Annotated in this window: 11 protein-coding genes; 5 read left to right on the forward strand and 6 right to left on the reverse strand. The window is 71.2% G+C overall.

Annotated features, from left to right (window positions below; all coding sequences use genetic code 11):
• Positions 1–6: 6 nt before the first annotated feature.
• Positions 7–1,110, reverse strand: coding sequence for an SGNH/GDSL hydrolase family protein (locus tag HD596_RS32350; RefSeq protein WP_185073029.1), 1,104 nt, complete (start codon positions 1,108–1,110; stop codon positions 7–9).
• 13 nt (positions 1,111–1,123) lie between these two features.
• Entirely contained in the window at positions 1,124–2,479 is a 1,356-nt protein-coding gene (locus HD596_RS32355) for an amino acid permease (protein WP_313045327.1), read from the reverse strand.
• A gap of 169 nt (positions 2,480–2,648) precedes the next feature.
• On the opposite strand from HD596_RS32355, the gene dnaE reads away from it, so the two are divergent.
• Positions 2,649–6,176 (forward strand): DNA polymerase III subunit alpha, encoded by a 3,528-nt coding sequence (dnaE, locus tag HD596_RS32360; RefSeq protein WP_185073030.1) that lies wholly within the window; start codon positions 2,649–2,651, stop codon positions 6,174–6,176.
• Between the two features lie 770 nt (positions 6,177–6,946).
• Here the strand turns inward: dnaE and HD596_RS32365 are convergent.
• The gene (locus HD596_RS32365) at positions 6,947–7,624 is read right to left on the reverse strand and encodes a response regulator (RefSeq protein ID WP_185073031.1); all 678 of its coding nucleotides are present in this window, start codon (positions 7,622–7,624) and stop codon (positions 6,947–6,949) included.
• Positions 7,625–7,752: 128 nt separating this feature from the next.
• Complete coding sequence (locus HD596_RS32370) at positions 7,753–8,904, reverse strand: sensor histidine kinase (protein WP_185073032.1); 1,152 nt, start codon at positions 8,902–8,904, stop codon at positions 7,753–7,755.
• A gap of 124 nt (positions 8,905–9,028) precedes the next feature.
• On the opposite strand from HD596_RS32370, the gene HD596_RS32375 reads away from it, so the two are divergent.
• Positions 9,029–9,868, forward strand: a complete 840-nt coding sequence (locus tag HD596_RS32375) for a CPBP family intramembrane glutamic endopeptidase (RefSeq protein ID WP_185073033.1) — start codon at positions 9,029–9,031, stop codon at positions 9,866–9,868.
• A 29-nt stretch (positions 9,869–9,897) separates the two neighbouring features.
• Positions 9,898–11,268: an amidase gene (locus HD596_RS32380; protein WP_185073034.1), complete on the forward strand. Its 1,371-nt coding sequence runs from the start codon at positions 9,898–9,900 to the stop codon at positions 11,266–11,268.
• A gap of 106 nt (positions 11,269–11,374) precedes the next feature.
• On the opposite strand, the gene HD596_RS32385 is transcribed toward HD596_RS32380, so the two are convergent.
• Positions 11,375–11,896, reverse strand: a complete 522-nt coding sequence (locus HD596_RS32385; RefSeq protein ID WP_185073035.1) for a hypothetical protein — start codon at positions 11,894–11,896, stop codon at positions 11,375–11,377.
• A 63-nt stretch (positions 11,897–11,959) separates the two neighbouring features.
• Here HD596_RS32385 and murA point away from each other — a divergent pair, with 63 nt between their 5' ends.
• On the forward strand, positions 11,960–13,270 hold the full coding sequence (murA, locus tag HD596_RS32390) for a UDP-N-acetylglucosamine 1-carboxyvinyltransferase (protein WP_313045331.1): 1,311 nt from the start codon (positions 11,960–11,962) through the stop codon (positions 13,268–13,270).
• Between the two features lie 53 nt (positions 13,271–13,323).
• Positions 13,324–15,564 (forward strand): transglycosylase domain-containing protein, encoded by a 2,241-nt coding sequence (locus tag HD596_RS32395; RefSeq protein WP_185073036.1) that lies wholly within the window; start codon positions 13,324–13,326, stop codon positions 15,562–15,564.
• On the opposite strand, the gene ybaK is transcribed toward HD596_RS32395, so the two are convergent.
• Positions 15,561–16,016, reverse strand: a complete 456-nt coding sequence (gene ybaK, locus HD596_RS32400) for a Cys-tRNA(Pro) deacylase (RefSeq protein ID WP_185078845.1) — start codon at positions 16,014–16,016, stop codon at positions 15,561–15,563. The genes HD596_RS32395 and ybaK overlap by 4 nt on opposite strands.
• Positions 16,017–16,064 lie beyond the last annotated feature (48 nt).

Below are 16,064 nucleotides of genomic sequence, written 5' to 3' on the forward strand. Positions count from 1 at the left end.
CGGGCGTCAGGGGGCGTCGAGGCGGAAGTTGTTCATGGGGCGGCCCGGCCCGGCGGCGATCTGCTTGGTGATGAGCTCGGCGAAGCGGCGGTAGCCGTCGCCCGTCGGGTGGTAGCTGCGGGCGTTGACCTTGAGCTCGTCCATGTTCAGGGCCAGCCCGTTCAGGTACGGCTGCGGCTGTCCCACCTCGTGGCCCGTGAACGCCTCGTACGCGTCCACGTACTCCACGCTCCCCGGCACGCCGAACGCCGCGATCGCGCGGTCGAAGTCGGACACCACCGAGGCCACCGTGTCGTTGAGCCGGCGCGTCATCCCGTTCAGCCAGGTCTGGTCCTCGGCGCTCAGGTTGTCGACGGTCGCCACGGGGTCCTTGGGGAAGGGCCGGGGGTAGCCGAGGACGATGATGCGGGCGTTCGGCGCCCGCGTCCGCAGCTCGCGCAGCACCTTCGTCAGGCTGGGGCGCAGCTCCTCGATGCGGCGGGCGACGGCGGCGTCCTGCTCCACGCACGCCGACGACCACGGCAGCTTGACGATGCAGCCCGTGAGGACCTTCGTGAACCCGGCGTCGTTGCCGCCGATGCTCAGCGTCACCAGGCTGGCGTCGCGGCCGACCCGGGTGATCTGGGGCCGCTGGCCGTACTGGCCCGACAGGATCTGCGTGGTGGTGGCGCCGCTGCAGGCGTAGAAGGCGGTGCCGCCCCCGAAGCGGTAGGCCTGCGCGACGAGCGGCACGTACGAGCCCGTCGCCCGGTGGCAGCGGTCGGCGCCGTCGTTGATCGGCTTGCGGTCCAGGTCCCAGACGCCCTCGCCGGAGGAGTAGGAGTCGCCGAGCGCGACGTACATGCCGCCCTGCGCCACCTGCACCGGCGTCAGGCGGGTCGCCTGCGGCAGCCTCCCGTGCGGCTCCTGATCGGCCGGGCAGCCCGCGTCGAGCACGGCGCAGGCCAACCTGGGTAAGACGCCCAGGGGGGCGCATGCCACGGCGAGCGCGACGCCGACGGCGGCGGCCGCCGCGGTCTGGACCATCGCCCGTCTCGTCCACCTCGGCGTCTTGCGGGTCTCCTCGTCCAGTGCGGCCTCCCCCGGTGCGGCGGCTCTGTGCCGGCACATCGAGAGTACTCAGTCAGGGGCGGCCGCCGTCGACGGTCCGGCGGCGGCTGACCACCCGCCAGCCGAGGGCGATGGCCACGGCCAGCGCCGGGATGAGGAAGAACGCCACCCGCTGGTCGGGGTCGGCGAAGGGCATCAGCAGGACGACGAGCAGCAGGAACGCCAGCGTGAACCAGTTCGTGTACGGCGCGCCGGGCATCGGGAACACCGACAGGTGACCAGACCGGCGCAGCCGCATCTGGCACCAGACGAGCACGCCCCAGGTCGTGATCACGCCGAGGGAGGCGACGGCGGTGGCGATGTTGAAGGCGCGCTCGGGCAGGAAGTAGAACAGCGCCACCCCGGCCAGAAACATGACCGCCGTGAACAGGATGCCACCCATCGGGACGAACCTGGAGCTGAGCGTGCCCGTGAACCCGGGGGCCTCCTGCTTCATGGCCATCGAGCGCAGGATGCGGCCCGTGGCGTACAGGCCGGAGTTGCAGGACGACAGCGCGGCGGTGATCACCACCAGGTTCATGGCGTCGGCGGCCCACGGGACGCCGAGGCCCGCGAAGACCGTCACGAACGGCGAGGTGTCCGCGTGGTACGCCGTCCACGGCAGGACCATCGCCAGCAGCGCCACCGAGCCCACGTAGAAGATCGCGATGCGCCACACCACGCCGTTGATCGCCTTCGGCATGACCTGGTGCGGCCTGGCCGTCTCGCCCGCGGTGATGCCGACCAGCTCGATCGACGCGTACGCGAACACCACCGACTGCAGGCTCATCAGCACCATCGGGAAGCCCTTGGGGAAGAAGCCGCCGTGGGAGACGAGGTTGTGCGGGGTCGCCTGGCCGATCGTGAAGACCACCAGGACCAGGCCGACCACCAGGAAGATCGTGATCGCCAGCACCTTCAGCATGGCGAACCAGAACTCCAGCTCGCCGAACAGCCGGACCGACACCAGGTTGACCGACAGCACGAACCCCAGGGCGATGAGCGCCGTCAGCCACTGCGGGAAGGCCGGAGCCCAGTAATGGATGTAGGCGGCGATGGCGGTCAGCTCGGCGATGCCGGTGAACGCCCAGTTGATCCAGTACATCCAGCCGCTGGCGAACGCCGCCCACGGGCCGATGAACTCGCCCGCGTACTCGACGAACGACCCCGCCACCGGGCGGTAGAGCACGAGCTCGCCGAGCGCCCGCATGACGAAGAACGCGGCCACCCCGGCGGCGGCGTACGAGAGCACCAGGGCGGGCCCCGCGGCGGCCAGCCGGCCGCCCGAACCGAGGAACAGGCCGACCCCGATCGCCCCGCCGATCGCGATCATCTGGACCTGGCGGTTGCCGAGCGCGTGCCGGTATCCTTCGTCCGTCTGCGTGCGCACCGAGTGTCTCCTCAACTACTTGCAGTGAATATGACGATATCGGTGCTGATGGTCACGGGGGTCCCGGCGCGCCGGTCCGGGCGAGGGCGCGGCGCGGGCATCGGGATGTCGGTCCGGACCACTAGAGTCGGAGCGCACAACCCCACTCGAGACCGGGAGGCGCCGCTCCATGTCGTCCAGCGACTCGTTCGTCCATCTGCACGTACACACCGAATACTCGATGCTGGACGGTGCCGCCCGGCTCAAGCAGATGTTCAAACAGGTCGGCGAGCTGGGCATGCCGGCGATCGCGATCACCGACCACGGCAACATGCACGGCGCGTACGACTTCTACAAGCAGGCGACGGGCGCCGGGATCAAGCCGATCATCGGCATCGAGGCCTACGTCGCGCCGGAGCTGCGCCACAACAAGAAGCCGGTCCTGTGGGGCGAGCCGCACCAGAAGAAGGACGACGTCTCGGCGGGCGGCTACTACACCCACATGACGATCTGGGCGCGCAACAAGGCGGGCCTGCACAACCTGATGCGCCTGTCCTCGCGCGCCTACACCGAGGGTTTCGTGCGCAAGTGGGCGCGGATGGACGCCGAGATCCTCGCCGAGCACTCCGAGGGCCTGATGGCCACCACCGGGTGCCCGTCGGGCGAGGTGCAGACGAGGCTGCGGCTCGGCCAGTACGACGAGGCGCTCAAGGCCGCGGCGAAGTTCCAGGACATCTTCGGCAAGGACAACTTCTACCTGGAGATCATGGACCACGGGCTCGAGATCGAGCGCCGCGTCCGCGACGGGCTGACCAGGATCAGCAAGGAGCTGAACATCCCGCCGCTGGTCACCAACGACTCGCACTACACCTACGAGTCCGACGCCGCCTCCCACGACGCCCTCCTGTGCATCCAGACCGGCAAGCAGCTGTCCGACCCCGACCGCTTCCGGTTCGACGGCACCGGCTACTACATCAAGACCGCCGACGAGATGCGCGCGGTCGACTCCTCCGACCTGTGGGCCGAGGGCTGCCGCAACACGCTGCTGGTGGCCGAGAAGGTCGACCCCGAGGGGTTCTTCCAGCACAAGAACCTCATGCCGACCTACCCCATCCCCGACGGCATGACCGAGGAGCAGTTCTTCCGCCAGGAGGTCTGGAAGGGCCTCGAGCGGCGCTTCCCCGAAGGCGTCGACGAGGAGCACCGCGCCTGGGCGGAGAACGAGCTGGGCGTCATCATCCAGATGGGCTTCCCGAGCTACTTCCTCGTGGTCGCCGACTTCATCATGTGGGCCAAGAGCAACGGCATCCGCGTCGGCCCCGGGCGTGGCTCGGCGGCCGGGTCGCTGGTGGCGTACGCGCTGGGCATCACCGACCTCGACCCGATCCCGCACGGCCTGATCTTCGAGCGCTTCCTCAACCCCGAGCGCGTGTCCATGCCCGACGTCGACATCGACTTCGACGAGCGCAGGCGCGGCGACGTGATCCGCTACGTGACCGAGAAGTGGGGCGCCGACAAGGTCGCCATGATCGCCACGTTCGGCACCATCAAGGCGAAGGCCGCCATCAAGGACGCGGGCCGCGTCCTGGGTTACCCCTACGCGCTGGGCGACCGGGTCTCCAAGGCGTTCCCGCCCGCCGTCATGGGCAAGGACATCCCGCTGTCGGGCATCTTCGACAAGGACCACCCGCGCTACGCCGAGGCCGGTGAGCTGCGCAGGCTCTACGAGGAAGACGTCGACGTCAAGGCGACGATGGACCTCGGCAAGGGCCTGGAGGGCCTGATCAGGCAGACCGGCGTGCACGCCGCCGGCGTGATCATGTCGGCCGAGGTGCTGACCGACTACATCCCGGTCATGCGCCGCGACTCCGACGGCGCGATCATCACGCAGTTCGACTACCCGACCTGCGAGACGCTCGGCCTGCTGAAGATGGACTTCCTGGGCCTGCGCAACCTCACGATCATCGACGACTGCGTGAAGATGATCGAGTCCACCACCGGCGAGCAGATCGACCTGCTGAAGCTGCCGCTGGACGACCGCAAGTCCTACGAGCTGCTGGCCCGCGGCGACACGCTCGGCATCTTCCAGCTCGACGGCGGCGGCATGCGTTCGCTGCTGCGGCTCATGCGCCCCGACAACTTCGAGGACATCTCCGCCGCCCTCGCGCTCTACCGGCCCGGCCCGATGGGCGCCAACTCCCACACCAACTACGCGCTGCGCAAGAACGGCCAGCAGGAGATCACCCCGATCCACCCCGAGCTCGAGGAGCCGCTGAAGGACATCCTCGACACGACCTACGGCCTGATCGTCTATCAGGAGCAGGTCATGGCCATCGCGCAGCGCGTCGCCGGCTACTCGCTCGGCGGCGCCGACCTGCTGCGCCGCGCGATGGGCAAGAAGAAGAAGTCCGAGCTGGACAAGCAGTTCGAGTTCTTCGAAAAGGGCATGCAGGACAACGGCTTCTCGGCGGCGGCCATCAAGGCGCTGTGGGACATCCTGCTGCCGTTCTCCGACTACGCCTTCAACAAGGCCCACACCGCAGGCTACGGCCTGGTCTCCTACTGGACCGCCTACCTCAAGGCCAACTACCCGGCCGCCTACATGGCCGCGCTGCTGTCCTCGGTGAAGGACGACAAGGACAAGTCGGCCCTCTACCTCAACGAGTGCCGCCGCATGGGCATCAAGGTCTTCCCGCCGGACGTCAACGACTCCGACTTCGACTTCACGCCGCGCGGCACCGACATCCGCTTCGGCCTGTCCGCCATCCGCAACGTCGGCGCCAACGTCGTCGACGGCATCCTCAAGGCGCGCAAGGAGAAGGGCCGCTTCACCGACTTCAAGGACTTCCTGCGCAAGGTGCCGGCCATCGTCTGCAACAAGCGCGTGATCGAGTCGCTGATCAAGGCGGGCGCCTTCGACGCGGCCGGCCACGTCCGCAAGGGCCTGGTCATGGTCCACGAGCAGGCCGTCGACGCGATCATCGACATCAAGAAGAACGAGGCCATCGGCCAGGACTCCCTCTTCGGCGCCATCGACGGGGGCGAGGACCAGACCTTCGACGTGCAGATCCCGGTGGGGGAGTGGGACAAGAACACGCTCCTGCAGTTCGAGCGGGAGATGCTCGGCCTCTACGTGTCCGACCACCCGCTGTTCGGCGTGGAGCACATCCTGTCGGCGGGGGCCGACTGCTCGATCGCCGCCGTCCAGGACGAGAGCCGGGCCGACGGCCAGGTGGTGACCGTGGGCGGCATCCTGAGCGGGGTGCAGCGCAAGGTCACCAAGAAGGGCGACACCTGGGTGCTGACCCAGCTGGAGGACCTCGAAGGCTCGATCGAGGTGATGATCTTCCCGTCGGCGTACCAGCTGTGCTCGACGATCCTGGCCGAGGACGCGATCGTCTTCGTCAAGGGGCGCATCGACAAGCGGGAGGACGTCGCCAAGATCATCGCCATGGAGGTGACGGCGCCCGACCTGACCCAGGAGGCGGGCGGGCCGCTGCTGGTGAGCCTGCCACTGACCCGCTGCACGCCGCCGGTGGTGGGGCGGCTGAAGGAGATCCTCACGACGCATCCGGGGACGTCGGAGGTGCACCTGCAGGTCCACAACGGCCCGAAGACGACGGTGATGCGCGTGGACGACCGGCTCCGCGTCACCCCGTCACCCGCCCTCATGGGCGACCTGAAACAACTCCTCGGCCCGGCCTGCCTGGGCGCATGATCCCGCCGCCCTCGCCCGCTCCCTGACCCCGGGCGCCGCGTCCGGCGTCCGGGCTCTCCCTCCGTATGCGGCGGCCGTCGTCCGGGCTCTCCCTCCGTATGCGGCGGCCGTCGTCCGGGCTTTCCCCCAGCACGCGGCGGCCGTCGTGCGGGCTCTCCCGCCGCATGTGGCGGTCGTCCAGGCATCCTTACGGCTGCGCACGGGAGGGCCCACCCGCCGCACGTGGCAGGGCTCTGTCCAGGGAGACGCTCACCGGGTGGGCGGGGCGGGCCGCCGTGACGCGCGCACAGTGGGCCGTCTGGGTGGCGAGCCGTCCCCCACCCGAGCAACCCACCCACAACGCCCGGCCAGCACTCACGGCGCCCGGCCAGCACTCACGGCGCCCGGCCAGCACTCACGGCGCCCGGCCAGCACTCACGGCGCCCGGCCAGCACTCACGGCGCCCGGCCAGCACTCACGGCGCCCGGCCAGCACTCACGGCGCCCGGCCAGCACTCACGGCGCCCGGCCAGCACTCACGGCGCCCGGCCAGCACTCACGGCGCCCGGCCAGCACTCACGGCGCCCGGCCAGCACTCACGGCGCCCGGCCAGCACTCACGGCGCCCGGCCAGCACTCACGGCGCCCGGCCAGCACTCACGGCGCCCGGCCAGCACTCACGGCGCCCGGCCAGCACCCACGGCGCCCGGCTACGCACCCGCAGCGCGCGACCAGGCACCCACCGGGCCGGACGTCGTCAGGGGCTTGGGGGAGTCGTGATGTGGTGCTGGGGTCAGGAGTCTGGGGGGTTCTTGAGGTGGAGGGCGAGACGGGTGCGGTCGCGGAGGCCGTATTTGCGGAGCAGGCTGGAGACGTGGTTCTTCACCGTGCCCTCGGTGATGCGCAGCCGGACCGCGATCTCCCGGTTGGAGGCCCCCGCGGCGATCAGCGCGGCCACCTGTGCCTCCCGGGTCGACAACCGTCCCCGCACCCGCCCCCGGTCCGGGGGCGCGGCCGGGCCGGTTGGTGGGGTCGGGGCGGGCGGGGTGCGTCGGAGTTCGGCGACCAGGCGGGCGGCCACCGGTGAGGCCAGCACCGTCTCCCCGCGGCCGGCCCGGCGGACGGAGTCGACCAGTTCCTCCGGCGTGCAGTCCTTGAGCAGATAGCCGACGGCGCCGCCGCGCAGCGCGCCGAAGATGTAGTCGTCCTCGTCGAACGTGCTGAGCACGATCGCGGCCACCCCGGGGTGCCGGGCCGACAGGTGGGAGATGAGCTCCACGCCGTCCATCCTGGGCATCCTCGCGTCCACCAGCGCCACGTCCGGGCGGCACTCCGCGACCACCAGCAGCGCCTCCTCGCCGTCGGCGGCCTCGCCCGCCACCTCGATGCCGTCCTCGATCTCCAGCATCTTGCGCAGGCCCTGCCGCATCAGCTCCTGGTCGTCGACGAGTAGCACCCTGGTGGTCCTCACGTCGCGACCTTCGCACGAATCAGTAGCACCTTGGTGGTCCTCATGTCGTCACCTTCGTACGAATCAGTAGCACCTTGGTGGTTCTCACGTCGTCACCTTCGCACGGACCAGCAGCACCCTGATCGCCCTCATGTCGCCACCTTCGCGCGGACGGGCAGTTCCGCCCGCACCTCGAAGCCGCCGCCGGGCCGGTCGCCCGCGACCAGGGTGCCGCCCACGGCGCGGGCGCGCTCGGCGAGCGAGCTCAGGCCGAACCCGCCACGCCCCTCGCGGTCGCGGCCCCTGCCGTCGTCGGCGACCGCCAGGACGACGGCCTCGCCGGAGAAGGTGAGCGTGCCGTCGACGTGGCGGGCCCCGGCGTGCCGGACGGCGTTGGTGAGCCCCTCCTGCAGCACGCGGTAGAGCACCAGCTCCACGTCGGGCTCCAGGGGCACCTCGCCGCCCAGCACCTCGAAGGACACCGCCAGCCCCGTGCCGTCGAACGACGCCGCCAGCCGCTGCAGCGCGGCGCTGCCGACGCGGCCTTCGAGCGCGAGCGGGCGCAGCGCGCGCACCCACCGGCGGGCGTCGGCCAGCGCCTCCACGGTCAGCTCCTTGGCCTGGCGCACCTCGTCCCAGGCGGCCTCGGGGCGGCGCGAGCGGAACCGCTCGGCGTTCTCCAGGCTCAGCTTGATCACCGTCAGGTGGTGGCCGATGGAGTCGTGCATCTCGGCGCCCATCCGCGCCCGCTCCTGGGCGACCGTCAGCTCCCTGACCCGGGCCAGCAGCCGCTGCGCCTCCTCCCGCCTGCGCCGCGCCTCCAGCACGGCCGACGTCATGCCCAGCACGAACGCGGCGAAGACGATGACGAGCACGGTCTGCACGGTGGCCTCGCCCAGGCCACGGCCGGAGCTCACCGCGGTCATGACGAAGAGCGCGCCCGTCAGGCAGCCGACGATGACGGCCGCGGCCCGCATGCCGTGGACGAACGCCACGTTGGCGATCGCCAGCAGCGTCAGCAACTGGTGGATCTCGGCCGAGCCGGTGAAGCCCAGCGCGAACGTCGCCAGCAGGAACGCCACCGGCAGGAGCCGCCGCCAGCCTTCGCAGCGCCGCCAGGGCAGCAGCAGCCAGAGCACGGCCACGAGCGCGAGGTTGACGCCGAAGGGCACGGCCCAGGGCGGCGTCGAGGGCTCGGACGCGTACGCGACGGCCCCGGTGGCGGCGAGCACCACCCAGAACACGACGGTGAACAGGACGGGCCGGTCGGGGACGCGCAGCCGGGCCAGGGGACGCTGCATGGGTTCGACCATAGTTTCCCGCGAGGGCGTTGTGATCCTCCTTGAGGACCCATGACGAAGGTCATGGCGGGTTCAGACCGCGGGCCGATGCGCGGCCGTCGCGGGCTTCCTAGCGTGGCTGTCCATGAAAGCCACTCATCCCGTCTGGGCCGTGCTGATCACCGTCGTCGCGATGTTCGCGATGGTGCTCGGCGGCTTCCTGCCCGCGACGCTGCTCTTCGACCCGGGCGACCCCCTCTATCAGCCGGTGGGGGTGGCCGGGATCACGCTGGCCTCGCTCGGCATCGTCTACCTGATCCGCCGCTTCCTCGGCCGCCGGTCGTGGCGGGGCGTCGGGCTCACGAGGACCTGGCGGGCCGCGCCGCACCTGCTCACGGGCCTCCTGGCGGGCGCGGTCGCGGTGACCGCCGCCAACGCGCTGTCGGTGGCCCTCGGCGTGGCCACCCTGAGGCCGTGGTGGGACGTGGTGGGCCCCGCGCTCCCCTATGTCTTGCTCAACGTAGGCATAGCGCTGCTGGGGCAGGCCTTCCCCGAGGAGCTGCTGTGGCGCGGGCACCTGTACGACACGCTGTCGGGCCGGCTGTCCCCGAGGGCCGTGCTGATCGTGGTGTCCGTGTGCTTCGGCGCGCTGCACATCATCTCCAACAGCCCGGCGGACACGCCCGCCGAACGCCTGCTCTACGTGCTCCAGGCGATCGCCCTCGGCTTCGCCTGCGCGGCGGCGCGGGCGCGCACCGGGACGGTGTGGATGGCGGTCGGCGTGCACACCGGCCTCCACACCGGCAACATCGTGCTCCCGACCCAGGACATCCAGTACGGCGTCCAGCTCGTCATCCTGACCTGCACGCTCACACTCACCGGCCTGCTCCTCCTGGCCAGGCGGAGCGGCGGCCACGCCGAATCCCTGAGCGGGGGTGATCCGACGAGCGTTCGCGTCCCGGGTGGGCAACCCTCGCCGTCGTAGCGCCGCGGCCGGTGAGGCAGGATCCAAGGGTGAGCGAACTGCACTACGCGACCGCGACCGAGCTGGCGCGCCTGATCAGGGCCAGGCAGGTGAGCGCCGTCGAGGTCGTCCAAGCCCACCTCGACCGCATCGAGCAGGTCAACCCGCGCGTCAACGCCATCGTGACCCTGGTCGCCGAGCAGGCGCTCGACGCGGCCAAGGCGGCGGACGCGCGCGAGCCCGCCGGTCCGCTGCACGGCCTGCCCGTCGCGCACAAGGACCTCGTCGACACGGCCGGCATCCGCACCACGTACGGATCGCCGCTCTTCGCCGGTAACGTCCCGGCCCAGGACGACCTGATCGTCCGGCGGCTGCGCGCCGCCGGGGCCATCACCGTGGGCAAGACCAACACGCCGGAGTTCGGCACCGGCTCCCACACCGTCAACGAGGTGTTCGGCGCCACCAGAAACCCCTACGACCTGTCCAGGTCGGCCGGAGGCAGCAGCGGGGGCGCCGCCGCGGCACTGGCCACCGGCATGGTCCCGCTGGCCGACGGGTCCGACATGGGCGGCTCGCTGCGCAACCCCGCCTCCTTCTGCAACGTCGTCGGCCTGCGCCCCACCCCTGGCCGCGTCCCCGACCCGTCCGACACCAACGCCTGGTACACGCTGTCCGTGCAGGGGCCGATGGCCAGGACGGTCGAGGACGTCACGCTGATGTTCGGGGCGATCGCCGGGTTCGACCGGCGCTCCCCGTACTCGATCAAGGAGGTCTTCGCCCCCGAGCCGGAGGAGGGCGTGCGGGGGCTGCGCGTGGCGTGGAGCCCGGACCTGGGCGGCCTGCCGGTGGACCCGGCGACGGCGGAGGTCACCGCGACGGCGCCGCCGGTGTTCGAGCGGCTGGGGGCCCAGGTCGAGCAGGTCGAGCTGGACCTGTCGGAGGCCGAGGACGCGTTCCGGACCTACCGGGCGTGGAACTACGCGCTGTCCTTCGGCGACCTGACCGGGCTCGGCCCCAACACGGCGTGGAACGTCGAGCAGGGCCGCAAGGTCACCGGCGCCGACCTGGCCCGGGCCGAGCAGGGCCGCAGCCGCCTCTACCAGCGGATGGCCGCGTTCTTCGACACCTACGACGTGCTGATCGCGCCCGTCAGCCAGGTGCCGCCGTTCCCGGTCGAGCAGCCGCACGTCACCGAGATCAACGGGGAGCCGATGCCCGACTACCTCGCCTGGATGCGCTCGGCGTACTGGATCAGCGTGCTGCACGCGCCGGCCGCGTCCGTGCCGGCCGGGTTCACGGCGGACGGGCTTCCGGTGGGGGTGCAGATCGTGGGCCGGCCGTTCGAGGACGCCAGGGTCCTGCGCGTGGCCCGCGCGTTCGAGCAGGCCACCCGCCACGGCGAGCGCCGCCCGCCGCTGTAGCCGCCGCACGGGCGGGTCAGAGGGGCTCGGGCAAGGGCCGCCGTACGGGCAGGTGAGAGAGGGGCGGGCGGGTCGCCGCGCGGGCGGGTCAAGGGGTTCGGGCGGGTCAGAGGGGTTCGGGCGGGTCGCCGTACGGGTGGCGCAGCGGCGACTCGCGATAGCCGTGCATGCCCTCCAGGAACCCGAACAGCCCCACCGCCAGCAGCGGCCAGGACACCAGCACGCCGGAGGCCGTCAGCTTCAGCGCGCCCGGGACGACCTTCACCCCGGGCATGGCGGCGGCCTCGACCACGACCGCCCCGATCGTGAACGTGGACCCGACCCACAGCGTCAGCATCGCCCCCAGGATGCCGCCGGCGCAGAGCCCGAGCAGCACCGGCAGCATCCACCGGCGCGCCGCGAACCACGCGACCCCGCCGCACAGCAGCCCCAGCCCGCCGGTGATCACCGCGAACCACCCGTCGGCCGCGATCAGCGCCTGAGTGGACGGGTCGGCCAGCACCGTCCCCTGATCGGTGACCTGGTACGGCGCCCGTGGCGTGATCCCTGACCAGACGAGTCCGGCAGCCGCTCCGAGAGTGGCAAGTGCGAGGACAGTTACCGCGAAAGCGCGCACTTCCCTCGTCACGCCACTCCCCCTTACATGTGTGTCCGAATCAGCTCGATGGTATCCCCCGGCTAGGCTCGCTTCGTGATTGCAGAAGAGGTCTGGTTGATAGAACCCTCCGGCCCGCTCCGGGGGGACGTCGAAGTACGCGGCTCCAAGAACGGAGTCTCCAAGCACATGGTCGCCGCCATGCTGGGTGGCGGGGAGAGCAGTATCCACAACGCCCCCGAGGTGGGCGAGGTGGAGATCACCGCCGCCATGCTGCGCGCGCTCGGCATCCATGTCGAGATCTCCCGCACGGAGATCAGGATCGCGCGGGGGCAGGCGATCGAGCCGAGGGTGCCGGACGCGTTCACGGGCCTGAACCGCATCCCCATCCTCATGCTCGGCCCGCTCCTGCACCTGGCGGGGGAGGCGTTCGTCCCGCTGGTGGGCGGCGACCCGATCGGGCGGCGGCCGGTCAACTTCCACGTCGAGGCGCTGCGCGCGATGGGCGCCGAGGTGGAGGTGGGCGACACCGGCATCTTCGCCAAGGCCGGCCGCCTGCACGGCACCCGGATCGAGCTGCCGTACCCGAGCGTGGGCGCCACGGAGACGGTCCTGATGTCGGCGGTGCTGGCCGAGGGCAAGACGGTGCTGAAGAACGCCGCGATGGAGCCCGAGGTGGTGGAGCTGGCGCTGTTCCTGCAGCGGATGGGCGCCAGGATCGAGCTCTCCCCCGACCGCAGGATCGTCATCGAGGGCGTCGAACGGCTGCGCGGCGCCTCCACCTGGCTGACCGGCGACCGCATCGAGGCGTTCTCGTACCTGGCGGCCGGCCTGATCACCGGGGGAGAGGTGCGGGTGCACGGCTGCCCGCAGGACCGCCTGGTCACCGCGATCACCACGCTGGCCAGGATGGGCGCCCAGTTCGACATCAACGACGAGTACCTGTGCGCCACCGCGCCGCCCGAGGGGCTGCGCTCGGCGGCCGTGCAGACCGACACCCACCCCGGGTTCATGACGGACTGGCAGACGCCGCTCATGGTGCTGTTCACGCAGAGCCAGGGCATGTCGGTGCTGCACGAGACGGTCTTCGAGAACCGCCTGGTGTACGTGCCCGCGCTGCAGAAGATGGGCTGCGAGATCGAGGTGTTCGACCAGTGCCTGGGCGGGCCGGCCTGCCGCTACCACGACACCAACGCCAGGCACTCGGCGGTCGTGCGCGGCGTGTCCAAGCTCAAGGGCGCCGACGTGACGCTGCCCGACATCCGGGCGGGGTTCTCGGCCGTGCTGGCGGCCGCCGTCGCCGACGGGCCGTCCACGCTGCGCGGCGTGCACCACATCGAACGCGGTTACCACCGGCCGTTCGAACAGTTCGCCTCGCTCGGTCTGCACATCCGCAGGCAACGGTAAACAGGTGACAAGCGGGCGTTTGGCGCGGATGCGGACGTCGCAGATCATGTGACGTGACCGTACTCAGATCCGTCGGCGCGCTCGGGCTGGCGGGGGCGCTCGGAGGGGTGCTGGCCGCGGCACTGGCCGCGCCCGTGGTCAGCGGGGGCGGCATCGCCGCCAAGAGCGTCGCGAACACCTTCGTCGACCTGCCGCCTGCCCCGCGCGAGGAGCCCCTGGACCAGGTGACCAGACTGCTGGACAAGGACGGCAGGACGTTCGCCCAGTTCTACGAGGCCAACAGGACGGCCGTGCCGCTGAGCGCCGTCGCCCCGGTGATGCGCAAGGCGATCGTGGCCATCGAGGACGCCCGCTTCTACGAGCACGGCGGCCTCGACATCCGGGGCACGTTCCGGGCGCTGCTCACCAACACGCAGGCCGGCGGCATCAAGCAGGGCGGCTCGTCCCTGACGCAGCAGCTCGTCAAGAACATCCTGATCGAGTCCGCCCGCAACGAGGCCGAGCGCGACCGTGCCCGCGCCCCGAACCTGGCCCGCAAGATCACCGAGCTGCGGCTCGCGCTGGCGCTGGAGAAGAAGTACCGCAAGGACGAGATCCTGGAGCGCTACCTCAACATCGCCTACTTCGGCGCCGGGGCCCACGGCGTGGAGGCGGCGGCCAGGCGCTTCTTCTCCACGTCGGCCTCCCGGCTGTCCCTGGGCCAGGCGGCCACGCTGGCCGGCGCGGTGCGCATGCCGTACTCGACCGATCCCTCGCTCGGCCGGGACCACCGCGAGCGCCTGAAGACGCGCCGGGACCTCGTGCTCGACCGGATGGCCGGGCTGAAGCTGATCAGCCCGCAGGAGGCGGCGAGCGCCAAGGCCGCGCCGCTGGCCATCAGGCTCCGGCCCGAGCCGGGCGGGTGCGAGCAGAGCGCCTACCCCTTCTACTGCCTTTACGTCCAGCGCGAGCTGCTGTCGAACCCGGTCTTCGGCAACACCGAGGCCGAGCGGCGGACCAGGATGGCCAGGGGTGGCCTGACGATCAGGACCAGCCTCGACCCGATCGCGCAGCGCGCCGCCGAGGAGGCCATCCGCCGCCACGTCTGGCCGGAGGACACCGAGGTGGCCGCCGAGGCCATGGTCGAGCCGCGAACCGGACGGATCAGGGCGATCGCGGCCAGCAAACGCTTCGGCCGCAACCCCGGCAACCGGAAGAACGGCCCCAAGACCACCTTCAACCTGGCCGCCGACGTGGCGCACGGAGGCGGCCAGGGGTTCCAGGCCGGGTCGACGTTCAAGGTGTTCACGCTGGCCACGGCGCTCCAGCAGGGGTGGCGGTTCGGCGACGGCTTCAACACCCCGGGCGAGCTCGTGCCCGGGCAGGGCTACCGCGACTGCGCGGGCCACGCCGTGAACGACCCGGACACCCGCATACTCAACGCCACCGGCGAGGGCTCCGGCGGCCCGCACAGCATCGAGACCGGCACCTGGAAGTCGGTGAACATCTTCTACATGATGCTGGAGCGCAAGGTCGGGCTCTGCAACGTGGTGCGGACGGCCAAGGCGCTCGGGATCGCCAGGGCGGACGGGGAGCCGCTGAAGGAGGTGCCCACGTTCACGCTGGGCGTGAACGAGATGGACCCGGTGACGGTGGCGGCCTCGTTCGCGGCGTTCGCGGCCCGGGGGGTCTACTGCCGGCCGCTGGCGATCGTCGAGATCGTCGGCAGGGACGGGCGGCGCACCCACGTGCCGCCCTCGTGCGAGCGCGCCATCGAGGAGGAGGTCGCCGACGCGGTCAACTACGTGCTGGAGGGCGTCTTCTCCAAGGGCACCATGCAGGGCCAGAGCATCGGCCGGCCGGCCGCCGGCAAGACGGGCACCAACAACGGCTACACCTCGGCCTGGTTCGCCGGCTACACGCCCTCGCTGGCGGCGGCGGTCAGCGTGGGGGACATCCGCGGGTCGTACCGCTTCCCGCTGCAGGGGGTGCAGATCGGGGACGACTACTACGGAGCGGTGCAGGGGGCGTCGCTGCCCGGGCCGATCTGGGTGGAGTCGATGGAATCCGCGCTACGGGACGTCGAGCCCAAGGGCTTCTCCGGGCCGGACATGGCCCGCTTCGGCGGCGGCAACACGCCGGGGCTGGAGCAGGCGCTGGCCGAGGAGGAGCGGAAGAGGCGCGAGGCCGAGCGCGGGCGGGGACGCGGCGACCACCCCTTCTTCTGGCCGCGCCGGCGGCTCTTCGAATGGCTCCTCGGCCAGTCGCCCCTGGAGACCTCGCAGGAGCCCGGACGGCCGCTTGAGCGCGGTTAGCCGGTCTTGCCGATGGGGGCGGTGACGGCCCTGGTGAGCGTGATGAGGTTGTCGGGCGCGGTCTCGATCTGGAGGCCGCGCTTCCCGGCCGAGAAGTAGATCGTCTCGAAGTCGAGCGCCGAGGAGTCGACCACCGTCGGGAGCTGCTTGCGCTGGCCCAGGGGGCTGATGCCGCCCACGACGTAGCCGGTGACGCGCTCCACCTTGGCGGCGTCGGCCATGGCGGCCCGCTTGCTGCTGAGGGCGCTGGCCAGGGCCTTGAGGTCGAGCTTGCCCGACACGGGCACCACCGCGACCGCGAGCCCGCTCTCCACCTCGGCCACCAGCGTCTTGAAGATCCGCTCGTAGGGGACGCCGAGCGCGTCCGCGGCCTCCTCGCCGTAGGCCTGGGCCGAGGCGTCGTGCTCGTACGGGTGGAGGGTGAAGTCGGCCTTGGCCTTGCTCAGCGCCATGGTGGCCGGGGTGCCGCCCTTGCCTTTCGATGTGCTCACGGAACCCCA

Origin of the sequence: Nonomuraea jabiensis, from assembly GCF_014204795.1 — a bacterium.
Taxonomy (GTDB): Bacteria; Actinomycetota; Actinomycetes; order Streptosporangiales; family Streptosporangiaceae; genus Nonomuraea; species Nonomuraea jabiensis.